This is a genomic window from Celeribacter litoreus, from assembly GCF_020165855.1.
Lineage (GTDB): Bacteria > Pseudomonadota > Alphaproteobacteria > Rhodobacterales > Rhodobacteraceae > Celeribacter > Celeribacter litoreus.
The window spans coordinates 348,713-371,922 of the sequence record NZ_JAIUFY010000008.1; the positions used below are offsets into that span (position 1 = coordinate 348,713).

At 56.8% G+C, this 23,210-nt stretch carries 23 protein-coding genes and 1 tRNA gene; 2 read left to right on the forward strand and 22 right to left on the reverse strand.

All coding sequences use genetic code 11. The features are described 5' to 3' along the window. Positions 1-2: 2 nt before the first annotated feature. The 4 genes from LA304_RS10220 to LA304_RS10235 all read right to left on the reverse strand — a co-directional run bounded on the left by LA304_RS10220 (position 3) and on the right by LA304_RS10235 (position 4,411). Positions 3-1,214 carry a beta-ketoacyl-[acyl-carrier-protein] synthase family protein gene (locus LA304_RS10220; protein WP_224503036.1) on the reverse strand — a complete coding sequence of 404 codons (1,212 nt, stop codon included), beginning with the start codon at positions 1,212-1,214 and terminating at the stop codon, positions 3-5. Further along, complete coding sequence (locus LA304_RS10225) at positions 1,211-1,477, reverse strand: acyl carrier protein (RefSeq protein ID WP_224503037.1); 267 nt, start codon at positions 1,475-1,477, stop codon at positions 1,211-1,213. Before LA304_RS10225 ends, LA304_RS10220 begins: the two co-directional genes overlap by 4 nt. A gap of 100 nt (positions 1,478-1,577) precedes the next feature. Beyond that, complete coding sequence (gene lpxD, locus LA304_RS10230) at positions 1,578-2,639, reverse strand: UDP-3-O-(3-hydroxymyristoyl)glucosamine N-acyltransferase (protein WP_224503038.1); 1,062 nt, start codon at positions 2,637-2,639, stop codon at positions 1,578-1,580. A 110-nt stretch (positions 2,640-2,749) separates the two neighbouring features. Further along, the gene (locus tag LA304_RS10235) at positions 2,750-4,411 is read right to left on the reverse strand and encodes a L,D-transpeptidase family protein (RefSeq protein WP_318010688.1); all 1,662 of its coding nucleotides are present in this window, start codon (positions 4,409-4,411) and stop codon (positions 2,750-2,752) included. Between the two features lie 724 nt (positions 4,412-5,135). Here LA304_RS10235 and LA304_RS10240 point away from each other — a divergent pair. Both LA304_RS10240 and LA304_RS10245 read left to right on the forward strand, forming a co-directional pair. Further along, a complete protein-coding gene (locus LA304_RS10240; protein WP_224503039.1) occupies positions 5,136-5,705 on the forward strand; it encodes a YcbK family protein in 570 nt (189 codons plus the stop codon). Positions 5,706-5,878: 173 nt separating this feature from the next. Further along, complete coding sequence (locus LA304_RS10245; protein WP_224503040.1) at positions 5,879-6,226, forward strand: hypothetical protein; 348 nt, start codon at positions 5,879-5,881, stop codon at positions 6,224-6,226. A gap of 75 nt (positions 6,227-6,301) precedes the next feature. Here the strand turns inward: LA304_RS10245 and LA304_RS10250 are convergent, their stop codons facing one another. From LA304_RS10250 to sufB, 18 genes are all read right to left on the reverse strand, one after another. Further along, positions 6,302-6,856, reverse strand: coding sequence for a protein-tyrosine phosphatase family protein (locus LA304_RS10250; protein WP_224503041.1), 555 nt, complete (start codon positions 6,854-6,856; stop codon positions 6,302-6,304). 23 nt (positions 6,857-6,879) lie between these two features. Next, positions 6,880-7,977: an ATP-binding cassette domain-containing protein gene (locus tag LA304_RS10255; RefSeq protein ID WP_224503042.1), complete on the reverse strand. Its 1,098-nt coding sequence runs from the start codon at positions 7,975-7,977 to the stop codon at positions 6,880-6,882. Next, positions 7,977-8,693 (reverse strand): hypothetical protein, encoded by a 717-nt coding sequence (locus LA304_RS10260; RefSeq protein WP_224503043.1) that lies wholly within the window; start codon positions 8,691-8,693, stop codon positions 7,977-7,979. The genes LA304_RS10255 and LA304_RS10260 overlap by 1 nt, the downstream gene beginning before the upstream one ends. Before the next feature lie 66 nt (positions 8,694-8,759). Further along, positions 8,760-9,164, reverse strand: a complete 405-nt coding sequence (locus LA304_RS10265) for a hypothetical protein (protein WP_224503044.1) — start codon at positions 9,162-9,164, stop codon at positions 8,760-8,762. A gap of 29 nt (positions 9,165-9,193) precedes the next feature. Beyond that, entirely contained in the window at positions 9,194-10,330 is a 1,137-nt protein-coding gene (locus LA304_RS10270) for a dynamin family protein (protein ID WP_224503045.1), read from the reverse strand. A gap of 58 nt (positions 10,331-10,388) precedes the next feature. Next, the gene (locus tag LA304_RS10275; RefSeq protein ID WP_224503046.1) at positions 10,389-12,572 is read right to left on the reverse strand and encodes a dynamin family protein; all 2,184 of its coding nucleotides are present in this window, start codon (positions 12,570-12,572) and stop codon (positions 10,389-10,391) included. A 131-nt stretch (positions 12,573-12,703) separates the two neighbouring features. After that, entirely contained in the window at positions 12,704-14,440 is a 1,737-nt protein-coding gene (locus tag LA304_RS10280; protein ID WP_224503047.1) for a dynamin family protein, read from the reverse strand. Between the two features lie 577 nt (positions 14,441-15,017). Continuing rightward, positions 15,018-15,094, reverse strand: a tRNA-Arg gene (locus LA304_RS10285). 70 nt (positions 15,095-15,164) lie between these two features. Next, on the reverse strand, positions 15,165-16,382 hold the full coding sequence (locus tag LA304_RS10290) for a cysteine desulfurase (protein WP_224503048.1): 1,218 nt from the start codon (positions 16,380-16,382) through the stop codon (positions 15,165-15,167). A gap of 1 nt (position 16,383) precedes the next feature. Beyond that, the gene (locus tag LA304_RS10295) at positions 16,384-16,866 is read right to left on the reverse strand and encodes a YIP1 family protein (RefSeq protein ID WP_224503049.1); all 483 of its coding nucleotides are present in this window, start codon (positions 16,864-16,866) and stop codon (positions 16,384-16,386) included. After that, positions 16,866-18,161, reverse strand: coding sequence for a Fe-S cluster assembly protein SufD (gene sufD / locus LA304_RS10300; protein ID WP_224503050.1), 1,296 nt, complete (start codon positions 18,159-18,161; stop codon positions 16,866-16,868). The genes LA304_RS10295 and sufD overlap by 1 nt, the downstream gene beginning before the upstream one ends. Then, positions 18,161-18,922: a Fe-S cluster assembly ATPase SufC gene (gene sufC, locus LA304_RS10305; RefSeq protein ID WP_224503051.1), complete on the reverse strand. Its 762-nt coding sequence runs from the start codon at positions 18,920-18,922 to the stop codon at positions 18,161-18,163. The genes sufD and sufC overlap by 1 nt, the downstream gene beginning before the upstream one ends. A 132-nt stretch (positions 18,923-19,054) precedes the next feature. Beyond that, on the reverse strand, positions 19,055-19,324 hold the full coding sequence (locus LA304_RS10310) for a hypothetical protein (protein WP_224503052.1): 270 nt from the start codon (positions 19,322-19,324) through the stop codon (positions 19,055-19,057). A gap of 117 nt (positions 19,325-19,441) precedes the next feature. Next, positions 19,442-19,993 (reverse strand): hypothetical protein, encoded by a 552-nt coding sequence (locus LA304_RS10315; protein ID WP_224503053.1) that lies wholly within the window; start codon positions 19,991-19,993, stop codon positions 19,442-19,444. Positions 19,994-20,145: 152 nt separating this feature from the next. Then, positions 20,146-20,358, reverse strand: a complete 213-nt coding sequence (locus LA304_RS10320) for a hypothetical protein (RefSeq protein WP_224503054.1) — start codon at positions 20,356-20,358, stop codon at positions 20,146-20,148. Between the two features lie 30 nt (positions 20,359-20,388). Further along, positions 20,389-21,285 (reverse strand): component of SufBCD complex, encoded by an 897-nt coding sequence (locus tag LA304_RS10325; RefSeq protein ID WP_224503055.1) that lies wholly within the window; start codon positions 21,283-21,285, stop codon positions 20,389-20,391. A gap of 9 nt (positions 21,286-21,294) precedes the next feature. After that, complete coding sequence (locus LA304_RS10330; RefSeq protein WP_224503056.1) at positions 21,295-21,606, reverse strand: YbjQ family protein; 312 nt, start codon at positions 21,604-21,606, stop codon at positions 21,295-21,297. Between the two features lie 38 nt (positions 21,607-21,644). Further along, positions 21,645-23,186, reverse strand: a complete 1,542-nt coding sequence (sufB, locus tag LA304_RS10335; protein WP_224503057.1) for a Fe-S cluster assembly protein SufB — start codon at positions 23,184-23,186, stop codon at positions 21,645-21,647. Between the last annotated feature and the right edge of the window lie 24 nt (positions 23,187-23,210).

Below are 23,210 nucleotides of genomic sequence, written 5' to 3' on the forward strand. Positions count from 1 at the left end.
GTTTAGGACGCTTTCTTGAGCGCCATCACCGCATTCAGACCGCCAAAAGCAAAGGCGTTCGACAAGACGATATCCACATTCGCGTCGCGCGCTTCATTCGGAACGACGTCAAGTGCACATTCCGGATCCGGCTCTTCGTAGTTGATCGTCGGTGCAATCACCCCGTCGCGGAGCGCCATGATACAGGCCAAGAGCTCGACCGCGCCGGTGCCGCCGATCAGGTGACCATGCATCGACTTGGTAGACGAGATCATGATGTTATCCGCGTGCCGTCCGAGCGCATCCGCCACCGCCGCACATTCGGTTTTGTCATTGGCCGCCGTGCCCGTGCCGTGGGCGTTGATATAACCGACCTGCTCCGGATTGACGCGCGCATCTGTGAGCGCGCCGGAAATGGCGCGTGCGGCGCCCTGTTTCGACGGCATCACGATGTCGGAGGCGTCAGATGTCATCGCAAAACCAATGACCTCAGCCAGAATTTCCGCCCCACGGGCCTTGGCGTGGTCGTAATCTTCAAACACGAAGACCGCCGCTCCCTCGCCCTGCACCATGCCGTTGCGGTTGAGGCTAAACGGGCGACAGGCGTCTTTTGACATGACGCGCAGCCCTTCCCAGGCTTTCACGCCACCGAAGCACAGCATCGACTCGGAGCCGCCCGTCACCATGGCCGTCGCCATGCCGGAGCGGATCATGTTGAACGCTTGACCCATCGCATGGTTGGAACTCGCACACGCGGTTGCAACGGTGAAGGACGGGCCTTTCAGGTTGTATTCCATGCTGACGTGCGAACAGGCCGCGTTGTTCATCAGTTTGGGCACAACGAAGGGGTGAACGCGGTTTTTGCCTTCTTCGTAGACCACACGGTAGTTTTCGTCCTGTGTGGACAGACCACCGCCGGAGGTGCCGAGGATCACACCGGAGCGCAGCGCCAGTTCGCCTACGAACTCAAGACCTGACTGAGAAATCGCCTGTTCCGCTGCAACGAGCGTGAATTGCGTAAACCGGTCATAAAGCGCCATCTGCTGGCGATTAAAGCGACCTTCCGCGTCCCACTCATGAATTTGACCACCAATCTTGATCGAAAGCCGGTCGACATCGCGGAAATTCAGCTCGCCGATCCCGCACTTGCCTTCGGCCATAGCCGAAAGCGTCGACTTCACATCGAGACCGAGTGCATTGACGGTCCCGGCTCCGGTGATCACGACACGTTTCATGATTTCTGGTCGGCAATCAGGTTTTCGACGGCTTTGACGATCGCGGCGACAGAGGAAATATCGAAATCGGACTGTTCAGGTTCGTTCGCATTGAACGGGACCGAAATGTCAAAGGTCTCTTCAATGGCAAAAATGCTTTCCACGAGACCGAGGCTGTCGATGCCAAGATCGTCAAGCGACTGGTCCATCGACACGTCCGCCGGATCAAGCACCGCTTGTTCTGCGATGATCTCAATGATTTGCGTCTTCACGTCTTGCGACATGTAATCCCCTCCGGTTCAGGCTTGGGGCCTGATTTAGTCTGTATTTGCGGCCTAGGAAACAGGTTTTTGTAACGGCCGTATGTCAGTGACGTGACGGTCTTCATCCGTCGCCTTTAAGTTTTGCCATAAACCGCGGCAGGCGTCGAAGGGCTTTGTACATTTCGACGTGCGTTTGCATCGCAACTGCGGGATATCCCATCATTGCTTTGCCCTTCGCGACATTGGACAGAACACCCGTGCCCGCACCGATAATGGCGCCCGAGCCGATGGTGAGATTGTCTGCGGCCCCGGCCTGTCCGCCCATAACACAATAGTCGCCGATGACGGTAGATCCCGCGACGCCAACCTGACCACATAGCAGACAATGACGCCCGACGATCACGTTGTGTCCAATATGCACCTGATTATCGAGTTTTGTGCCATCCCCGATCCGTGTCGGGCGGATGGTGCCCTGATCAATCGTGACATTCGCGCCGAGTTCAACATCGTCGCCGATCACAACAGCCCCGATAGATGCGATACGCATCCACGCCTGCCCTTCGGCGGCTACATCGGCCCCGAGGCTCTCGCGCGCTTCTTCGACATGGCTTTTCTCTGCAGTGACAAAGGAGAAGCCGTCGGAGCCAACGACACCGCCAGGCTGGGCAATCAGTCGATTCCCGATCACGACGCGCGCACCGATTTTAACGCCTGCATGAATGAGCGCGTCATCCCCGATCTGCGCCTGCGCACCGATAGAGACATGAGGCGCGATCTGGGCGTTTGCGCCGATCTTCACGTCCTTGCCAATCACAACGAACGGGCCGATTGCAGCCCCTGCCCCGATCTCTGCGCTCGGATCGACCACAGCGGCCGGATGGATGCCGGGTTCAAGTCCCAGGCCCGCCGCGAAGGCCGCCGTGACACCCGCCATCGCGAGACGCCCGCGCTTCACAAGAATTGCTGCCTCAAGCCCGAGGTCCGCCCAATCAGCCCCGTCCCAAAGCACAGCCACCTTCGCCTGACCTTTTGCAATATTCGGGGCAAAACGCGGGTCCATCGCGAGCGCTAGGTCTGTCTCGCCTGCATCCTGCGGTTCCGCAGCGCCCGCGACGACGAGCGTCCCGTCCCCTTCAAATGGCGCGTTCAAAGTTGCAGCAAGCTCAGCAATGGTGATCGACATCGGTGTCTCCAAATTCGTTGCCTAGAGACATAAGCACTTTGTTCCCCTTTGAAAAGGAAAGGGCGCCCACTCGGGACGCCCTCCTCTATTTCTCATGTGCTGGGTCTGTGTCAGCCGCCGACAGTGCCGACTTGCACGCCCTGTTGCTGAAGCGCGGACCAGATTTTCGCATCGCGCCCGTAAACGTCGCGACGATACTCCATCCCGCCTTTCGGCAGCGTCACTGCGGTGCGGTAGACAAGGTGCACCGGCACCTGCTTTTCAAGGGGCACAACAGTCTCAACACGCGTCTTAAGCTTGGACTGGAAGAGGCCGACAGGATCATTGGTTTGCTTGGCAAGAAGCGCATATGCGAAATCAAACGGGTCCTGCAGGCGGATACACCCGTGGCTATAGGCGCGCACCTCGCGACCGAACAGGGATTTGGCCGGCGTATCATGCAGATAGATGTTGTACTTGTTCGGGAACATGAATTTCACGAGCCCGAGCGCGTTGCTGTTCGACGGCGGCTGCTTGAGATTGAACGGGAAGGACGACGCAGAATAGGTCGTGAAATCAATGTTTTCACGGCTCACGGTCCGACCGCGCGCGTCCACGAGACGAAGATGCCCCGCCGCACTCGGGTTCTTCTGCATCATCGGCAGGTATTCTTTCACAGCGATCGACCGCGGCACGTTCCACGTCGGGTTGATCACCATGTGCTCCATAACATCGGAAAACTCCGGGCTCCGGCGGTCATGCGCATTCATGCCGACAACAGAGCGGGTTTCAAACGTCACACGTCCGTTGTCGATAATCTTTGCAGAGAAGTCGGTCAGGTTGACCCAGATATGACGGTCCCCACGCGGCATGTTGATCCAACGCTCACGCTCCAGCGCCACAAGGATGGAAGCCATGCGGTCTTCAGGGCTGACGTTCAGCTCGGAAATCGTGGACTGCCCAGCGACACCATCAGAGGTCAAACCATGCTGCATCTGAAAGAGTTGCACGGCTTTTTGCATGTTTGCATCATAAGTCGAGGTCGCCGACCGTGACAAATACCCCATCGCAATGAGACGGTTGCGCAGCGCAATCACGCCATTGCCGCTCTGACCCGGCTCATATTTACCAGTGGGCACAGTCGCGCCCCAACCGCCCTTTGCGATCACTTTCTCAAGCTTCACTTTCTCCTTCAGGAGACGGGCATATTCCGGAGACGTCGGCTCCAGACTGCGCAAATAGGACTGCGGCGAAGATTTCGTGAAATTGGTCAGCGTCTGGAGGCTATCCCGATACGGCACCTGACGCACGAGACCGCTATCGATCTTTGACGGGATCAGCTGACCAGTCTGAACATCGCGCGCATAATCGAGAAAGAGCGAGGCCATCGCCACTTCGGCACGGCCAAGATCTCGATCCGACTTGATCGCACGCAGGTTCGCCTCGAGCAGAGAGGTATCATAAGGCGCAAGCCCCTTTTCCGGCGCATCGAGAACCGCACGCAACAAAGCCTGTCGACGGGCTTTTGCACGGGCACTGTTGTCCGCGAAGATCGGCTGATAGCCGTTCGCGCGGTAAAACTCGGAAAGAACTTTCGAAGAGGATGCGGCCTCTGCAATCGACTGCATCAAGGCACTGACCTGCTGCGCCGCAACAGGCTTTGGTGCAAGCGTCAGTGCACTTGTCCCGAGGGCAGCGCCGAGCATGAGCGCCTTTACCGACAAACGCGTGCCGCCCGCCAAAGATGACGGAGACAACAAAGCCAGAAACCGCGAAACCGGGGTGGAAATCATGACAATCCTCGAAAGTGCGTGAACGTATCAGACGAGAGTAGGTCGTTTCGCGAATTTTGTCAGGGGGAAGAAATCCACATGTGTGACATGTGTTGCGAAGACAACATCACCGCAAAAGTCGACTGACTCGAATTTTTCCCCCTTACCTGCAAAACCATCCACAGCCCCCGTGATGGCGCAAACGGCAAGAGATGCGCGAAATGTTGCACAGGAATTGGCCGCAACATTCTTGAGCGTCAAATTCGCGCCATGGTAGAAAAATGCCCAATTCTAGGGATTTGGTAGGGTTAACCTGACCAGATTGCGCAAAAAACTGCCGATTTTCTCATCAGTAGCCTTCTGCGACCAACAGGGCTCTTGGACGTAGAATCAACATATGTCATAAAACAGGCATCGCATCTGAGGGGATGCGACAGGGAATGGTTCGCAAGCACATGAACTAGGTTCCATACGGTTTTTCGGTTGGCGTTCAGTCAGAACACTCCGAAAAAACGCCAAATTTGGGTTCAAGCATCACACAGATGTGATGTTTCGGGGACAAAGAAACGGCGACTGACCGGGGCCTGGGTTCGGAACAGTAAGACGGCATCAAGGAATGCGCCACGTCACGACCTGATTTCGATCATGGAGCGGGCGACAAGACAGGTTAAGAATGCCGCAGGAAGCGGCGCAAAACAAAGCCGCACGAGGCGGGAACAGGTAAGCGACGGGACGCTTTGAGAAAATGACCAAAGACGCATTGAGCGCCATCACGCGCCGTGGACTACTCCGCGGTTTTGCAGCCACAGCGATCAGCGCAGCACCAGTCTATGCAAACGCCGCAGGGTTCCTGCGTGGTTCCGGCGACGTTCGCCGCATTCGCATGTATTCGGGACGCACGGGTGAGAGCCTTGACACCATCTATTGGGTCGAAGGCAAATACATCCCCGAAGCCCTGAAAGAAGTCACTTACTTCATGCGCGACTGGCGCAATTCCAAGATGAAATCGATCGACGCACGTACCGTCGATATCATGGCCGCTTCGCACCGCCTGATGGATGTGGATGAGCCCTATATGCTTCTCTCCGGCTACCGCTCTCCGGAAACCAATGCGATGCTGCGCTCCCGGTCTTCGGGTGTCGCGAAGAACTCTCTCCACATGCAGGGCCAGGCCGCAGACCTGCGCCTTAAATCCCGTTCTGTGAGCCAGATGGCACAAGCCGCACAATCCTGTTCCGCAGGTGGCGTCGGACGCTACTTCGGCTCCAACTTTGTGCACATGGATTGCGGCCCGGTTCGCACTTGGCGCGGATAATCGGCGCCTCCCCAGATTTAGACAAAGAGCAGTCGCAAAAGCCGCCCAACGAGGCGGTTTTTGTTTGTCTGTCGCGCGTTTGGCGTTGACCTGCGTTCCCGGGCTTTACCGTCGCGTGGACTGGGTGTTAGCACTTGAAACAACACCCGCATCTCATTTCAGAGGACCCGCATATGAAACGTGCTATCGCACTTGGCTGTCTCGCCCTCACTTTGGCCGCTTGCAGCGAGCCGATTACACCCGCCGGAGAAGTTGTGATCACTGAAGGCGATATCATCAACGGCCAACGCTTTCGAATGATCAAGCCTCTGACGCTTATCGTTTCGGGTCCGCAAGGGGGAATGACGCCGCCGACCGAAGAACAGGCAAAAGATCGGCTGCGCCAAGAGGCAAAGTTCTACGATGCAGGTGCGGTGACGCGCGTGATGATCAGCGTCCCCTATCTCTGTGCAGAGGCCACCTATTGCCGCCGCGCGGAAGGGCTATCCGTCGACTTTCCGGACGGGCCTGTTGGACAGTGAAGATCCAATACATTCGAAAAAAAAGAACGCGCAGACGAACCTCTGCGCGTTTTTCTGTTTGAATGTCAGACAGATTTAGCCGAGCAGGCTCGGGATCCCGTAGCGCTCTTCCATAAAGGACCGGCGACGTGGCGCACCCCATTTGAGAGTGCGCAGGAACTCCATCTGCTCTTCACTCTCGATCCAGACCGGATTGCGGCGCTTTGTCAGACTGATGGCGTCCTCGTTCGAGGCCCCTTTGTAAATGAGCATGCAGGCCAAAAGCGTCCCTGTCCGCCCCTTCCCTGCCCGACAATGGAACGCAGTCGGCATCCCCTCTTTCAACAGCCCGTCCACCTGTTCGCACAGCGCGCGCGCTTCATCTGCGCTCGGGGCACATTGGTCAGGGATCGGGAGATAGATGCTCTTGAGGCCATGCCCTTCGATGGCTTCGGTTAGCGGCTCTTTTTCTTCGGTGAGGGTCACGAGAACCTTGATTCCAACGCGGGACAACGCCTCAAGATCCAAAGCTGGATCCTGAAGCAAACCAGGTTGCGGACAACCGGCGAGCAGACCTTGCTCCAGCCACTCAAAATCGCGCGGGCCATAATAAGAGGACAGGAAGGACGGACGTGCATAGTTTCGAAACACGGAAAAATCCTCAAAAAATCTTTTCAGTTCAGTTCCATCGCAAGGCGCAGGTCCAGATCCCACAAGAACGGCTCGATCCCGAGATCCGCCAAACTGCTCTTCTGGTTCACAGCCTCACCGGCTTTGTCCGGCGCAACACCCAGACACACTAACAAAGCTCCCAACAAGCGCGGGGCGAACTCACTCATTCGTCGATTTCTCAGAAGGACCGTGTGTTTCTTCGCGATCTCATCTGCGATGTCTTTTGCGATCGTAATGATCGACTCGTCATCCAACGGTGCGTCAGCCATGAGGGTCGCGGTTCCGGATGTGCGCTTCAGACAACGGTCTGTCAGCTCATATTCCGTGTCCGCTTGCCAGAGGCAACATACGCACTCACTCTCATCGGCATACCAGAATTTATTCGGAATAATCCACCCGCAATTCCCAGGGGGAAGGATATTCTCGCCAATACCGTCCGGAAGGCCACGAAGGCTCGGATCAAGTGCATGAATTTCAGCATCTTCACGCGCGATGATGAGGCCGTTCGTTTTACGGAAATGCTCAATCTCCGGACCTGAGTCGCCGGACAAGAAAGCGGCCGCATTGCAATGCGCGAGAACACGCCCTGCCCCAAGAAGGATAACGCCGGACCAAGAAGATGAAATCAGGTTCATCTGATGGGTTGCCATCAGGACCAGACGTTCTTTTGCCAGCTCCAGAAGAACGGCCATCATCTCGCTGCACTCGTCGTCCCAGAGACCTGCGGTCGGCTCATCGACGCAAAGCACCTGTCCCGGAACCTGAATGTAATCTTTGAGAAGCGACAGTCGGAAATTCGCAAGATCGCGAGAACTTTCCGCATCGTTTGCAGCCTCGCGCGGTCGCTGTGCGAACAGGGCAACACGATTTTCGGCACCAAGCGGCGCACCTTTGCAATCCGCTTTCAAAAAATCTGCTGTGAGGTTGTAATGCTCGAGATGCCCCGCAAGAAAGCGGAACAATGTGGACTTTCCACTGCCCATCGGACCAATGAATCCGACAAGACCGCGTTCCGGCAGATTGAGCGAAACATCCGACAGGATTGTCCGGTCCACGGTGTAGACGTTCAATCCAGAGAGTTCGATTCCAGAAACAGACATCAGTCCTTCAACACATCCATCAAAAAGCGACCGATGTGCGCCGGTCTGAATTCACTTCGTTCATCTTTTTGCCCACCGATCGACAGGCCGAGAGAATCCTCGCTCGGATCAACAGGGTTCCAGACCCCAATGATATGCCCGCCCATCTTCTTATGGAGATGTTGGAGCAAAGCCATCTGTGGGTCGTCAGAATCGAGTGGTTCAGTCACGTCACTCGGTTCTTCGTTAGGCGCAGCCGCCGCCGATGAGATCGGAACCACCTGATCCTGTGTGAGCACCAGAGGTTCAGAGTCAGACTTCGTCCCAAGAACGGCGTCAACGGAAAACCCGTCTTCGCTGCCAATATCATCCTCGTAATCCTCGAACTCCTGCTTCAGGTCGCTGGAATGATTGAGAAAGTCGAGAATCTGGCCTCGCAACTTTGCTGCAAAACCGGGTTTATCCTTGTTTGAAGTCAAAACAGTCTTCTCTTCTGAAGGCATCGTTTCATCGGCATCATCATACCGAAGCCCGACCACGCGTTGACCTGCTGCAATGATGCCCAGCCGACCGTTGGTCCCCACCACCCAGATTACCTGAGGGAGAACGGATCTTCCAACGGATTGCATAAGCACTTTGAGCTTTTCTTCCGCAGGGAGAGTCCCGTCTATGTGATGACGCACCGTGGCCCCGAGAGAGGACCCAAGCACATCAGGAACAGCGACCAGCGTAGTCATCTTAACCCATCATAGGACGTTTCGGCGGGCATCAAGGACGCCCGCCGAAAATTTTCATTCAGAAACTCAGAGAGCGTCTGCGAGCGGTGCAACGGCCATACGGGACTTTGCGAGAACCATGCCAACGTTCGCGCTCTTGTTGCAGACGAAGCAAATTGCGTGCTCAGGGTATTTTTTGGAACGCATGAACACGTGCAGGAGGTTCTCGGAGAACACGAGGAATTCCTGGAAGTAGTAGTGCTTGTCAGCCGGGTTGCCGCGAGACTTGTTGAAGGAGTTCTCGATGTGGCGCACGGTCGGGCCGTCAAAGAGGTCTGCGGTAGCTGCTGCAACCATGTCGAGCACTTCTTGCGGGTGGGAGTCGAGCGTCTTCACAGCGAGAAGCATCCCGGAGGACATGTCAACATAACCACCTGCGAGGCAGTCAGGGATGGATTTCATAGCTTCCTGAAGAGCTTTATCAAGCGACATTTGCGTTCCTTTACGTATTTTGTCAGTTTTTATGGGGTTTTGTGGGGAAGATACGAGAAACAGAACCGATCTCGTAATTCTAAGGCGAGGATGACGGCAATCATGTCGTCGGCCTCACGGTTGGACAAAAGGCGTTGCGCCTTTTTAAAGCTACGCGCCAATGGCAAGTATATGGCCGTATGTGATGGAATGACAGAGATAATTCCATCTAGGCGCGCTTTGATCTCGGTGTGAAGTGTTCCCGCAGGAACATGTTTCACATCGGCATAAAGTTCCTGAATGACGCGGAATTCCTCGGCCCAGGCGTGGGCGATGGCGGGCGCGTCTTTGAGGATATAGGGTTTATGTGCGGCAGGTGCCGGTCGTGCCACTTCGGGAGCGGCCTGCACCGGTGCGGGCGCTGGCTCAGTCTCAGGTGCCGGAACAACTTGAGCAATCGGGGCAGACGGAACGGCCTGAATTGTTGGGGCCGGCTCATACCCCTCCCGAATCTCGACAATCCGCTTCTGGACGAGATCGAACAGTTTCGCACCGCCCGCGGTCTCCCAGACATCGTCATCCGACGCGCCTTTGATAACGCGCGCGCTCGTGTCGACGAGCACAAGCTGCTTGAAGAATTCAGAAGACAAATCCCCCACCCGCGCAACAACGCGCGAGCGAGCGGCTTCATCGAGATAGTCTGCCCGATTGATCACCAAGATCGATTTGTCGAGGATGTCGCGGCGGATCCCTTCGATGATGTGGATTTCGCTGAGGCACCACGCGCGCTGCGCCATCGTGCACCAGATAATAAAATCGGCCTCATCAATTGCAGCGGCCGCCTGATCCGTCAGCGTGCCGTTTTCACTCACCGAAACTTCGGTCAGCACGACATCCGAAAAATCTGCAGTCGGAGCGACAGTCGACACTTCGTCCGTCTCACGCATTTGCGTAACCCGGATCGGCATCGCCGAAACCTTTTCCCAATCAGATCCGCCACGGACCGACAGCGACGTCGTCCCCTGCAATTGATCTGTATCGAGCAACTCTACATGCAGCGGCGGAACATTCGACGGCTCCAGCGTGCTTTCGAGAAGATTCCGGCGAAGGAGCAGATTCACAAGCGCGGATTTACCGGAATTGAACTCCCCGACAACCGCCACACGGACGGGATTTCTCTCGTCCATTGTAAATTCACGCTTAAGAACACTTACCATTAGTCAACTGTCCACAACATCAAAAGACTCAGGTCTCTCTCGACCTGATTGTAGTCACGCTTTCCTGCTTAAGGCGAGCCACTGTTTTACCCGAAAGTGTTTCCGGGAACTGACGGGCCAAAGTCGATTTCGCTGCTTCGATTTCCTCAGCACATTCAACAAACCACTGCGCACGCGCGTTACGCTCGTCGTAGATCTGTTTTACACGCTCACGCGCATCGCCCTTGTTCAGCTTTTCCAAATCGGTCGCAAGTGCACGACCTTCGGACCCGAGAAGGTTCGATGCCGTATGCAGGATGCTCTGAAGACGCTGCATCCCCTCTGCGTTCCGTTTCGCGATCGCATCAACGGCAGTTGCGCGGAGCTCAGCTTCTGCAGACTTCACCTCGGAGGACACCATACGCTTCAGACGCTCAGCAGCCTCTTCAGCGCTCATGCTCTTCTTCTGCCAGAACTTCCAGCCACGATCGACTTTGAATTCCATCTCGATGAGCAGAGAGCGCGGTTTGAAGCTCGGGAACACCATATCGAAGGGCATATTCCGCAGAAGACCACCAAGCGACATTTCACCCACAAAGGGAGCCACACGTTCGTTCATCTGATCAGCATGGCGCTCCAGCGTCATATCGACGTGCGCGCGACCAAGCTGGTAGGCTTTCGACACTTGCAACTCGACGCGACGGCAGAACGGCTCGATGTTCACAATCCAGGAGCCATCGGCATTGCCGTCGTCAAACGCGTCACGCAGTTCATCTGCCTGCATGTCCACGAATTCGGAGATCGCGACATCGATTGCGGTCTGGATACGGCCATTGACGTTTTCGCCGTTCTTCAGGATTTCGGCATGCGCCTGATCCTGAATTGCCTGCAGTTCGACGAGAGCGCCTTCAATCTGCTCGAGACGCGCACCAATGCGTTTGCGTTCCATATCAGCAATTTGCGGGATGTCGTTCGCGTCAACAAGGTTGCGACCTTCACGCTCTGCACGCTCGTTCAGAATGTTCACCAAGAGCTCGAACGCTGCGTAGATCTCCGTCGCGGCCTTCCGGATCGCGCCGTCGATCGGACCTTCTTCGATCAGGCTGGAGATACAGTTGGCAAGCTCGGGCATGCCGGATGCGCGATAGAGACGCGCGCGCGGAGACAGAGACATGTCCTCGCCACCGGTTGCGGCCATGTAGTTCTTGTAAGACGTCGACTCAAGCGCCTTCGCCACATCCTCATCCGAACCAGTCGCAGCAAGGCGACCCCAGTATGCACTCCCAGTCATCAAGATGATGTTGGACTTCTTCAACTCATCAGACAGTCGTTTCTGCAACGCCGGCAAAAGCTCTTTCTCGACGAGCGACGGATCTTCGAGTTCGTCGATCCGGTTGACGTAAACGATGGTTTTCTTCGTCGTGTGCGTCGCCAGCATTTTCAGGAGCGCAACGTCCGCCGGCCCGAGTGGCTGGTGCACGGAGATCGCAGAGATGAAGACATCCGCTTCTTTGAAGCTGGAGGTCGTCAGAGCGTCGCGAACGAGGAACGGGTCGTTGATGCCGGGCGTATCAGACAGAGTGACGGGAACGCGGAAGGCCTCTGGCGGGAGGAACACGTCTGCCGCTTTCGTGATACCGGAGAAGCGGCCAGCGCTTTTCTCATCCACGTCCACATCGCCATAACCGGCGGAAACGTAGCGTTCGAGAATTTCCGGTGTCACTTCGCTAAAGCGGTGCTTTTTGCCAAGAAGCAGGTGGTAGAGCGACCCGAGACGTTTCTTTGCGCTCTCCTGCATGTCGCGAATTTGCTGTTCGAGAACTTCGGATTTGAAGCCAGGCAACAGCTGCTCTGCGAGCTCACGGCTTTCTTTGTCGCCCTCGATCATCTGTTTCCACTCTTCTTCACTGAAGAGTTCGAATACAGCACCGGCATCCGGTTTGTCCGGATGGCCGAAATGGAGGTTGGTGATGACGGCGGTCCAGGGGTTCACCTCGGTCGGGAGAAAATCACCCAGACCGGAGATCGCGTTGATCAAAGAACTTTTACCCGACTTCACCTGACCAACGACACTCACGGTCGTGCCCGTCTCGCTCAGGAGCTTTACAGCTTTTTCGAGTATCTCGTTGAATTCCGTGATCTCGTTGTTCTTGAGCGCCACGGAATACACGAGAGACGCGAGGTCCCCGATACGGGCTTCCGTATTCTGACCGATGGGTTGGATCTCAAACATTGGTTTTCTAACCTTTATACGGTGGAGCCATGAATTCCCGAGGCTACTCTGTGCGCTCTGTTGCGGCTCAATAAGAAGAAGGGCTGATGTTCAAACGTGCCTTCGATGTTTCGTCTTAATCTTCAATTCGCTCATCCAGCGGCCCTCACCTCAGAGAACTCACCGGTCTCATCATACCCGGACCAATCGGCCCCAATCTGATCGAGAACATGGCGCTTCGCCTGCTCGAGATAAGCTTCAAGCGCACGCTCTGCCTCTTCCATCCCAAAGCTCAGCGCACCGCCACGAAGACCAATGGTCATCTTACGGACGTGCTTGTTTGCCTCGGTTTCGAGGAACTTCTGGAGGCGTTCCGCCTTTTTCTTCTTGCTCAGCCATGGGCGCACGCAAGACGATGGAACAGTCAGCATGATCTCGGTGCCATTGGTCGGAGCACGTTCAAGCGCAGCAACGGGCGGCACTTTTAGATCAAAGGTGCAGGCATTCGCACTGTCGGCGGCTTCGAGGAACACGTCGAGCTCACGCTCGAACTTGCCCGCAACGTTCTTGAGGCTCCGGAAGGCAGCAGCATTGAACCAGCCCGTGAGCGCAGACACCCGCATATAGAAGGGATCAAACGATTTGATGAATTTGATCGGCTCTTTGCGGCTGACTTCATCAGTCATATGCGCATCGACGAGGGCGGTCGCATAGCGCTCGGAATAATCGGCAACCATCTTTGTGAACTCGTCACGGCGCTCTTCCATCTCAACTGTAAAGTCGGCACGCAAGCGCAGGAAAAGATGATTGAAAAACTTGTCGAGCTCATCGAAATCGACCTTCGCACCGGACTCACGGGACTCACGACCATCTTCAAGCGCGGTCAGGATCGCAGTGCAGTCTTTCATCAGGTTCTCGACGAATTTCTCACCCTGACGCTCCACAACATCATCAACGAGCGCCTTAACGAGATCGGCTACCCCGTTGCTCAGATCACCTTGCACCGCGTCGTTGAGAACGGCAGAGAGTTCGGTGTCCTCAGTCTGGGCAGCGGACTCGCAGCCGATGCTGCCGAAGTAAATCGGAAGGGTTTTGTCGAGACCCGCCTCTTCAAGCTGCGACCGAAGCGTCTCTTCGAGCGCGGCGGTATCGACATTCTCGGAACAGTTCACGAACAAGAAGACCATCCGTGACGGAGACCGCAGAATCTTCAGACACGCGATGTCAACCGACGTGAGCAAATCCTGAGCCGTCGTGATGAGAACGCTCGTTTGGGCACTCCGCATCATGGTCACGGAAAGGCGCTCGCCAATCGGGTCATTTGATAGGCCGGGTGTGTCGACGAGCGCGAGGCGCCACGGAACCCAAGGCGCCGAAAGGTAGATATCTGCCTCGACCGGATGGCGGTTTTCGTGCTGAGCCGCACCGCCGAGAACGATCTCGTCGTAGAACGCTTTGTCTTTGCGGCTTTGGTAAACACGCTCGGGACGGACCTCCGAAACGGACTCCGCAACCCAATTGTCTTTAACGTCCTTCATGATCTGTGCGGTCTCGAACCGAAGATCCTCGCGCTGGCTACGACGACCGATCTGGTCTGCACTGCGAGCTAGGCGATCCCAGTCTTTTCCGGAGAAATACTGAACTTTCGCGGGGACATCATCCGCACCGGACCGAATGTTCAAACACACGTTCACGGGGATGGCTGTCGAACTGCCCTCACCCACAGGCAAAAGCCCCGGACGACCGGACATGGCATTCACGAGCGATGTCTTCCCGACACCGGAACGACCGAAGATCGCGATCTTCGGACGGTATTGCTCGATCCGAGTGAGTGTTTCAGCGGCTTTGAGTGAGGAAAAGGCATCAGAAAGTTGCGAGATGTCCGTCAAGACATCACGGATCTCCTCTTGTTGCTCCTTAATAGATCTCATCGCAGCGAATGAGCCGGGGAAAACAACTTGAGGTTGCCCTGCCGTGGAAATGGACGTCAATATTTCCGCTCCAAAGGTTTAGCGGCGCATGGAAACACGTGAACCCGGAACCAACACATTCGCGCCACATAGATTAGTATTTCCTCATCCTAATCATGGCCTGACACAAATGGCAAAAGTAAGGCAACATTACCTTTTATTTATGGTTAACCTGCCACACTTTTGAAGCATTCCCTCCCCTCAGCCCAGCACCTTAACTTGAAAAAAACAATATGTTTCTGCGCCTTAGACGCGCAACATTTGCTCCGGCACGCAGCGCAACGCCGTGTTGCGCAAATAAAGGCATTTCAGAGATGTTTGCGCTAGCGCACAAAATGGACGAAAGAATCGGAGTGGGAACTGTTAAAAAAATACACAGTGAGCTGAAATATGCGCCACGTGTTTATGCTGCGTCCGCATTCCAAATGCAGAGAACAACATAGCGCCGAGCGTGCGCAACCCTAGGGGTTTTGCTGATATCAGGGAGTTTGGAAAATGGCGCACCTTAGAGGATTCGAACCTCTGGCCTCTGCCTTCGGAGGGCAGCGCTCTATCCAGCTGAGCTAAAGGTGCGCATGCGCCTGTCTATAGGCGATGGCTGCGGGGCGTGCAAACTGTTTTCCACGCCCCGCCCAAAGGATGATTATCCGAAAAACTCGCGGCAAAGTTCGAGAGCATCGATCAGGCGGTCAACTTCGTCCGTCGTGTTATACATGGCAAAAGACGCCCGGCAGGTTGCCGTCACCCCGAGGTGCTCCATGAGCGGCATGGCACAATGGCTCCCTGCCCGCACGGCCACGCCCTTTTTGTCGAGAACGGTGGAAATATCGTGGGGGTGCGCGCCTTCCATGGTAAAGGAGAAAATCGCGCCTTTATCCGCGGTGGTCCCCTGAACCGACAGCCAGTTGAGGTTCTGAAGCCGGTCTGCCGCATAGGCCGCAAGCGTCGCCTCATGCGCCGCGATGTTCTCCATCCCGATGTCCATGAGGTAATCGAGCGCAACGCCCATCCCGATCGTTTGAACGATACCCGGCGTGCCGGCCTCGAACTTGAGCGGCGGCTTGGCGTAGGTAATGGCGTCGCGGGTCACAGTGTCGATCATGTCACCACCACCGAGGAACGGACGCATCTCGGCCTGACGTTCCGAACGGATGTAGATCGCGCCGGAGCCGGACGGACCGTAGAGCTTGTGCCCCGTGATCGGATAGAAGTCGCACCCGATGTCCTGAACATCCACCGGACCATGCACCGCACCCTGAGACCCGTCCACAAGCGACGCAATCCCGCGTTCGCGCGCGGCAGCACAGATCGCCTTTACATCGACACGGGTGCCAGTGACGTTCGACATCTGCGTGATCGCTACGAGTTTGGTTTTCGGCCCCATCGCGTCAATCACCGCCTGCGGATCGAGCGATCCGTCAGCGCCACACTCGACCCACTTGAGCACGACACCCTGACGTTCGCGCAGGAAGTGCCACGGCACAATATTGGCGTGGTGTTCGAGCACAGAGAGAACGATCTCGTCACCTGCCGAGAGATGCTCCGCAGCCCAGGCATAGGACACGAGGTTGATCGCCTCCGTGGTGCCGGAGGTGAAAATGATCTCGTCCTCATGGCCTGCATTCAGGAACCGCGCGACCTTGGCCCGCACGCTCTCATACTTGTCGGTCGCAAGGTTAGAAAGGTAGTGCAACCCTCTATGCACGTTAGCATATTCCTGAGAATAGGCCTGCGTGATTGCATCGATCACCACCTGCGGCTTTTGCGCCGAGGCACCGTTATCGAGATAGGTGAGCGGGTTTCCGTTGATCTCGCGCGACAGGATCGGGAAATCGGATCGGATTTTTTGAACGTCGAACATGTCAGCCTTCTTTTCGGGCCACTTCCGAGAGGTTCACCCCCCAGAAAAACATCAATGCAAAGAGCGCCAGAACGCCCACGAGAGAGGTCGCCGCACCCGGGCCGACAAAGCCCGCCGTGAGCCCCCAAAGAAGCCACAGAGGTGCCGCACACAAGAGTCCCCAAAAGAGCGCCATGCGCGCCTCATACCCGCTCGTCGGACGGCCTATGGCCCGCAGGACCAAGCCCGCGACACCGGCGAGGACATAAAAGATCAGCGGCATGATGAAGAGCCACCCGAGCAAGGTCGCCCCCATCAGCATCTGAACCTCCTGCCCCGTCTCGAACGCGACCCGCGACAGACGCGGCCATTGTGCCACGAAAATCAGGCCACAGGCGAGCATGAGGGTCACAAGAGCGCTGCTCTCGTTCTCTGCCCCGAGGCGCCGTCTGAGCACCGCGCGCGGTGCGCGGTAGCTCTGGGCCATATCCAGCACGACACCCATCAGCTGCGGCGGCGCTGGAGCCACCCTTCGAAACGGTGAAGCACATCTTCAACAATCTCGGGGCTTTCGATTTCCTCGATCGCTTCCGCGAGGAACGCGATCACGAGCAGATCAGTCGCTTCCGGCGTCGTGACACCGCGAGACCGCAGGTAGAAGAGCGCCTCTTCGTCGATCGCGCCTACGGTGGAGCCGTGGGAACAGGCCACGTCGTCGGCGTAGATTTCAAGCTCCGGCTTCGCGAGGAACTGGCTGTCGTCATCGAGCAGCAGACCCTGAGAAATTTGGTAGCCGTCCGTTTTCTGAGCGCCCTCTTTCACGAGGATTTTACCCTGAAACACGCCTTTTGCACCGTTGCGCAGCACCTTTTTGAAAACCTGACGGCTTTCGCAGCGCTCTGCATCGTGGGTGATGAACACGGTGTCATCGTGGTGAAAATCACCGTCGCCCATGGCGGCGCCCGCAATATGCGCAACGCTGTCGTCACCGATGATGTCGATAAAGGCCTCGTTGCGGGTCAGAACGCCGTTGGCGGTCATGGTGAAGCTTTTAAAGGTCGCCTCGGAGCCAACAGTCGCAAAAAGATGCGTCACAGCGCGGCGCTCGTGGTCGCGACCTTGGGCGCGCACATGGTGAAACGCAGCACCGTCGGCGACGTCCACTTCCATCACTTTGTTGAAGCGTGCAGCCGCCGGACCGTTTTCGAGAACGGTCACTTCAGCCCCCTCTTCCACGCGGATCACGTGGTGGAGAATAGCCTCGGAGCTGTCGTCCTGGTGGAGATAGATGAGCGAGACAGGGCGCGACACTTTGCCGGTCGCACGCAGCACAATGCCGTCGGTGGCAAATGCGGTGTTGAACGTCGCCATCGGACGTTCCACCGGCACCTGCGCCTTTTTCTCCTGCACGCCATAGGCATCGCGGACCCAATGGATATCGGTCGCGAGCGCGTCAGACAGGCGCATGATCTCGAGATTTTCGCCAGACAGGTCGTCAGATGCATCCGCATCAAACACACCATCGACAAACACAACTTTCAGGCGATCAATGCTGGAGAACAGCGGAGCTTCGTCCGCAGAGAACGTCGCCGCCTTCGGCACCTCTGCGGAGATCAGAGTGTCCGGACGGGTCCAGCGCCAGTATTCATCGCGTGCCGCCGGCAGACCCATGGTCAAAAGACGGCTCAACGCGTCCTCGCGAAGCGACTTTGCCCAGCTCGCGCCGTCCGGCATCTGCACGTCGAGGACACGCGCTTGCGTCGCATCCAGCTTGCGTTGTTTCAGTTCAGACCGTTTCATCAGGCGTTCTCCACCTCGGCGAGGATGTCCGCATAGCCGTTGTTTTCGACTTCGAGTGCGAGGTCGGGACCACCGGTCTTCACGATACGGCCATCATACATGATGTGAACGACGTCCGGTTTGATGTGATCGAGAAGACGTTGGTAGTGGGTGATGACAACAAAGGACCGCTTGCCGTCGCGCAGCGCGTTCACACCTTCGGAGACGAGTTTCATCGCGTCCACGTCGAGGCCGGAGTCGGTTTCGTCGAGGATGCAGAGCTTAGGCTCAAGCATCGCCATCTGAAGGATTTCGTTGCGCTTTTTCTCACCGCCGGAGAAGCCCATGTTCACCGGACGCTTGAGCATGTCGGCGTCGATCTTCAGGCTCTTTGCTTTCGCACGAACGAGTTTGAGGAAGTCGGTTGCGGACAGTTCTTCTTCGTCGCGGGCTTTGCGCTGTGCGTTCACCGCGGTGCGCAGGAAGGTCATGTTCGAGACGCCCGGAATTTCGACCGGATACTGAAACGCGAGGAAGAGGCCTGCTGCGGCACGCTCTTCCGGCTCAAGCTCGAGAATGTTTTCATCGTCGAGGAGCACTTCGCCCTCAGTCACCTCATAGCCATCACGGCCGGAGAGAACGTAGGACGTCGTTGATTTACCAGAGCCGTTCGGGCCCATGATGGCGTGAACTTCGCCGGGGCCAACCTGAAGGTTGACGCCTTTGAGGATTTGCTTGTCCTCTTCTTCAAGTTTGACGTGGAGGTTTTTGATTTCCAACATATTATTGTCCTTTCACGGAAGAGATCCCGCGCGGGATCCGTGTCCCGGCAGGCGCATGTGCGATTTGATTGTAGGTGAAGGAGACGGTCGTTTGTGCCGTCCCTATGGGTGACGTCGCGGTGACAGCCTGTGTCAGTTGCCCGCGATAAGAAGATAGAGCGCAAGCCCCGCGCCGAGCACGAAGACTTTCAGAAGCGCCGACATAAGGCCGCGACGCAATAGCGTCCCAAGCCCCGGCTTTTCGAGATCCGACTGGTCCACCTTGCGCGCAGCTTTTGCGCGGCGCGCGTCGTCCTCGGCAGCTCCGGTGTAGGTTGTCCCGTTGGTGTTTGCCCCGCCGCGTTCGATCCGCTTGATCCGGTCGGCAAACCCCGCCTGCTGAGACGCTTTCATAGATCCCATATTTCTCGCCACCTGACTCGTCGTTGTTGGACGCCGAAACATGCAGGCGCAATGGGGAGAGATCATGGCGGATGGCAGGCATTCTTGCGAACCCGCCATCGAAATACGTCTCAAAACTCAGATGTGATAGGTGTGCCCGCGGAAATACAGCGTGCCGGGTTCCGTTGTCTCCAGAACGTGCTCCACCCATTGTTCCGAGAAGAGCCGCGCGAAGGTGCTTGGCATTTCGTGCACGACATTGTGCATCGTGACGATCGCAATCAATATGCCCGCCACCTGCGCGCCCATACGTTTTACCGCCGACAGCGACACTGCCTCGCGCAGGATGAACGCCACAACAATGGCAAAGAGAATATCGAGCGCCAAATCCATGTCCGTCGAGAGCTGCTCCGCCGTTCCCGCGATCTGGAAACGCAGAAAACGCGCGATAAACGCTGCCAGTGCGCCCATGGCGAAGGCGAGAATATAGGACGCCACCTGCGTCAACCGGAGACGCGGCTCGATCGACGAACCGCTGATCCCGTCCTCGCGATTGCGCTCCATAATCTCCTGGATTCTCTGGTTGCGCGCATAGTTCTTTGTGTGTGCGGGCCCCTTCTTGGCGGGCCCTTTGGTCTGTGCCTGCGAACTGCGATGGAGCCGTTCGTAGAATTCCTGCTTCTGATCCATCATTGCCCCCTGAATGGATGCTCGAATGCTCACAGACTAACGACGAAGCTTTGCGAAAATCAAGCACCCTCACCCGCGCCCCTTTCGGGGAACGGTTCCAAGACCTTGGAAGGGTCAGCTGGATATGAGGACGGGTGGAACTCATGGAAACATTAGCCGCCGTAGGTCACGAGTTTGATCAGAGCGGACAGAACCCACGCTGCAACCGACCCGAGAAAGGCGGTTGCCGCGATCGAGTTCATGAAGAGCCCCTCGCGTTTTCCGCTTTTTGCCCGAACGAGGAGGCCGATGAACAGACCAGCAAAGACACCCAGCGCAACGCCGGTCGTCTGACCAAGGAAGACAGGGAAGAGTTCAAAGGGCATTGTTGTATCCTTGTGCTGTCAGGGCACGGCTCATGAGCGGGCCTTGTTTTTGAGGTTGCGGGCAACATCGTAAATTCGGGCGCCGACACGGTCCGCGAAGACCTTGATCTCGTCATCAGACATTTCGGCGAAGCTCGGACCCATGTTCCGAAAAAACGCGAAAGAGTTGACGGCGACACGTTTGCTCACAGCCTCGATAAATTCGCTGAGCGGGTGCACCGGGTGGCATACTTGGTTCTCGTCGCCGAGTTCGGCGAATATCGCACGGTCAAACCGGTCAGGGTCCGGGCTAAACATCTTGCGGTTGAACCATTCCGGCATCTGTTCGGCAAGACCACCGACAGTGAAATCAGTGTGTGACGCGAGATGCGAGAAACAGAAGGTTTCATCGTTTGTAAAACGATTGAAACCTACAGCGGTGTTCTTTGAATAGGCGCGGCGCGCCTCCAAAAGATAATCAATCGCCTTTCCCGAGAAACGCGTCAGAGCAAAGGTCGCTTTGTAGGGTGTCATTCCCGCCGGAAGGCCTTTGACAAACCGGTTCTCATCGAGTGACTGCTTCCGGAAATCAACGCCAAGCCCGTCTTCGGGGCGTTGCGCGGCTTCCGCAAAGAACGCCGCGACATCGCCGTTGATCAGGACGTCCGGCTCAATGAGCCAATACCGGTCATACTCCGGAAAGGCCAACCGCGCTGCGTAAAGCGCGTAGTCACCACATCGCCATCCGTAGTCACCAACGGGCCGCAGTTTATTCGAGCGCACCCACCGGTCGTTGAAATTCGCCACGCGCACCGGCGGTTGGACGTCCTCCGGACGATTGTGAAACGCCACAACGATGTCATCACCAAACACAGGAGCGAGGGCCGCCACGAGACGGTCCTCTTCAACTCCCCATTTATGGGTGCGTATGGCGATACAATCGGTCACGACGGCTCCTTATGCCAACGACACCGCTGTGCCGGACGCGGCCACCATGAGCATCTGACCGATCACTTCGTAATCGATATCGACGCCCACAACCGCATCAGCGCCCATAGCGGCCGCGCGTTCCCGCATTTCGCGAAGGGCAGTCTCGCGCCCCTCGCCTAGTTTTTGCTCATAGGCCCCGGAGCGCCCACCGATGATGTCGGTGACCTGCGCAAAGATATCGCGCACGATGTTCGCCCCCATAATCGCTTCGCCTGTGACGATGCCGTGGTAGGTCTTAATCGTGTGTCCTTCGATGGACGGTGTCGTCGTCGTGATCATCTTTGCTCCTCCGGATTGCGCCCACGGCCCCGTGGACATTAGCCCACGGACCCCTCAAGCGAGATCGCCACAAGTTGCTGCGCTTCCATGGCGAATTCCATCGGCAGCGCCTGAAGCACTTCCTTGGCAAAGCCGTTGACGATCAGCGCCACGGCCTCTTCTTCGTCCATGCCCCGCTGGCGGCAGTAGAACATTTGCTCATCGTCCACCTTGGACGTGGTGGCCTCGTGCTCAACACGCGAAGAGTTATTGCGCACTTCGATATACGGAACGGTGTGCGCCCCGCATTTGTCGCCGATAAGCAGAGAGTCACACTGCGTGTAGTTGCGCGAGTTCTTCGCCTTCGGGTGCATCGACACCTGACCGCGATAGGTGTTCTGCGCCACACCTGCAGAGATGCCTTTGGAGACGATGCGCGAGCGCGTGTCTTTGCCGAGGTGGATCATCTTCGTGCCGGTGTCGGCCTGCTGATGGTTGTTGGTGATGGCGATGGAGTAGAACTCACCCTGGCTCTCGTTGCCGCGCAGAATGCAGGACGGGTATTTCCACGTCACGGACGATCCGGTCTCCACCTGCGTCCACATCACTTTGGAGCGGTCGCCGCGGCAATCCGCGCGCTTGGTCACAAAGTTGTAGATGCCGCCTTTGCCTTCTTCGTCACCGGGGAACCAGTTCTGAACGGTGGAGTATTTCACCTCGGCGTCTTCCTCGATGATGATCTCGACCACAGCGGCGTGAAGCTGGGCAGTGTCACGTTGCGGCGCGGTACAGCCCTCGAGGTAGGAAACATAAGAGCCCTTGTCCGCGATGATCAGCGTGCGCTCGAACTGACCGGTGTTTTCCGCGTTGATGCGGAAGTAGGTGGACAGTTCCATCGGGCAACGTGTGTTTGGCGGGATGTAGACAAACGACCCGTCAGAGAACACGGCGGAGTTCAGCGTCGCATAGTAGTTGTCCGAGATCGGCACCACAGAAGCGAGGTATTTCTTCACGAGTTCCGGATGCTCTTTGATCGCTTCCGAGATGGAACAGAAGATCACACCGGCTTTCTCAAGCTCTTTCTTGAAGGTCGTGCCAACGGAGACGGAGTCGAACACCGCATCCACAGCAACCTTGCGCTCGGAGTTGTTGCCATCGGCAGCCATTTCTTCCGCACCTTCGACACCGGCGAGGATCATCTGTTCTTTCAGAGAGATGCCGAGTTTTTCGTAGGTGGCGAGCAGCTTGGGATCGACCTCATCGAGAGACTTCGGCTTTTTCTCCATGCTCTTCGGGCGGGCGTAGTAATACTGATCCTGAAAATCGATTTCCGGATAGTCGATCATAGCCCAATCCGGCTCTTCGAGGGTGAGCCAGCGACGGTAGGCCTCAAGACGCCATTCGGTCATCCATTCTGGCTCTTCGTTCTTGGCCGAAATGAGACGCACGATGTCCTCGGAGAGACCTTTCGGCGCATACTCCATCTCGATCTCTGTGTCCCAGCCGTATTTATACTTCCCGGCCAGTGCCTGAACGGCGGCGACGGTTTCTTCCTCGACGCCTTCTTTGACCTGGTCCTTCAGTTGTACGTCATCCACCATGGGATCACTCCTTACCGTGCTATG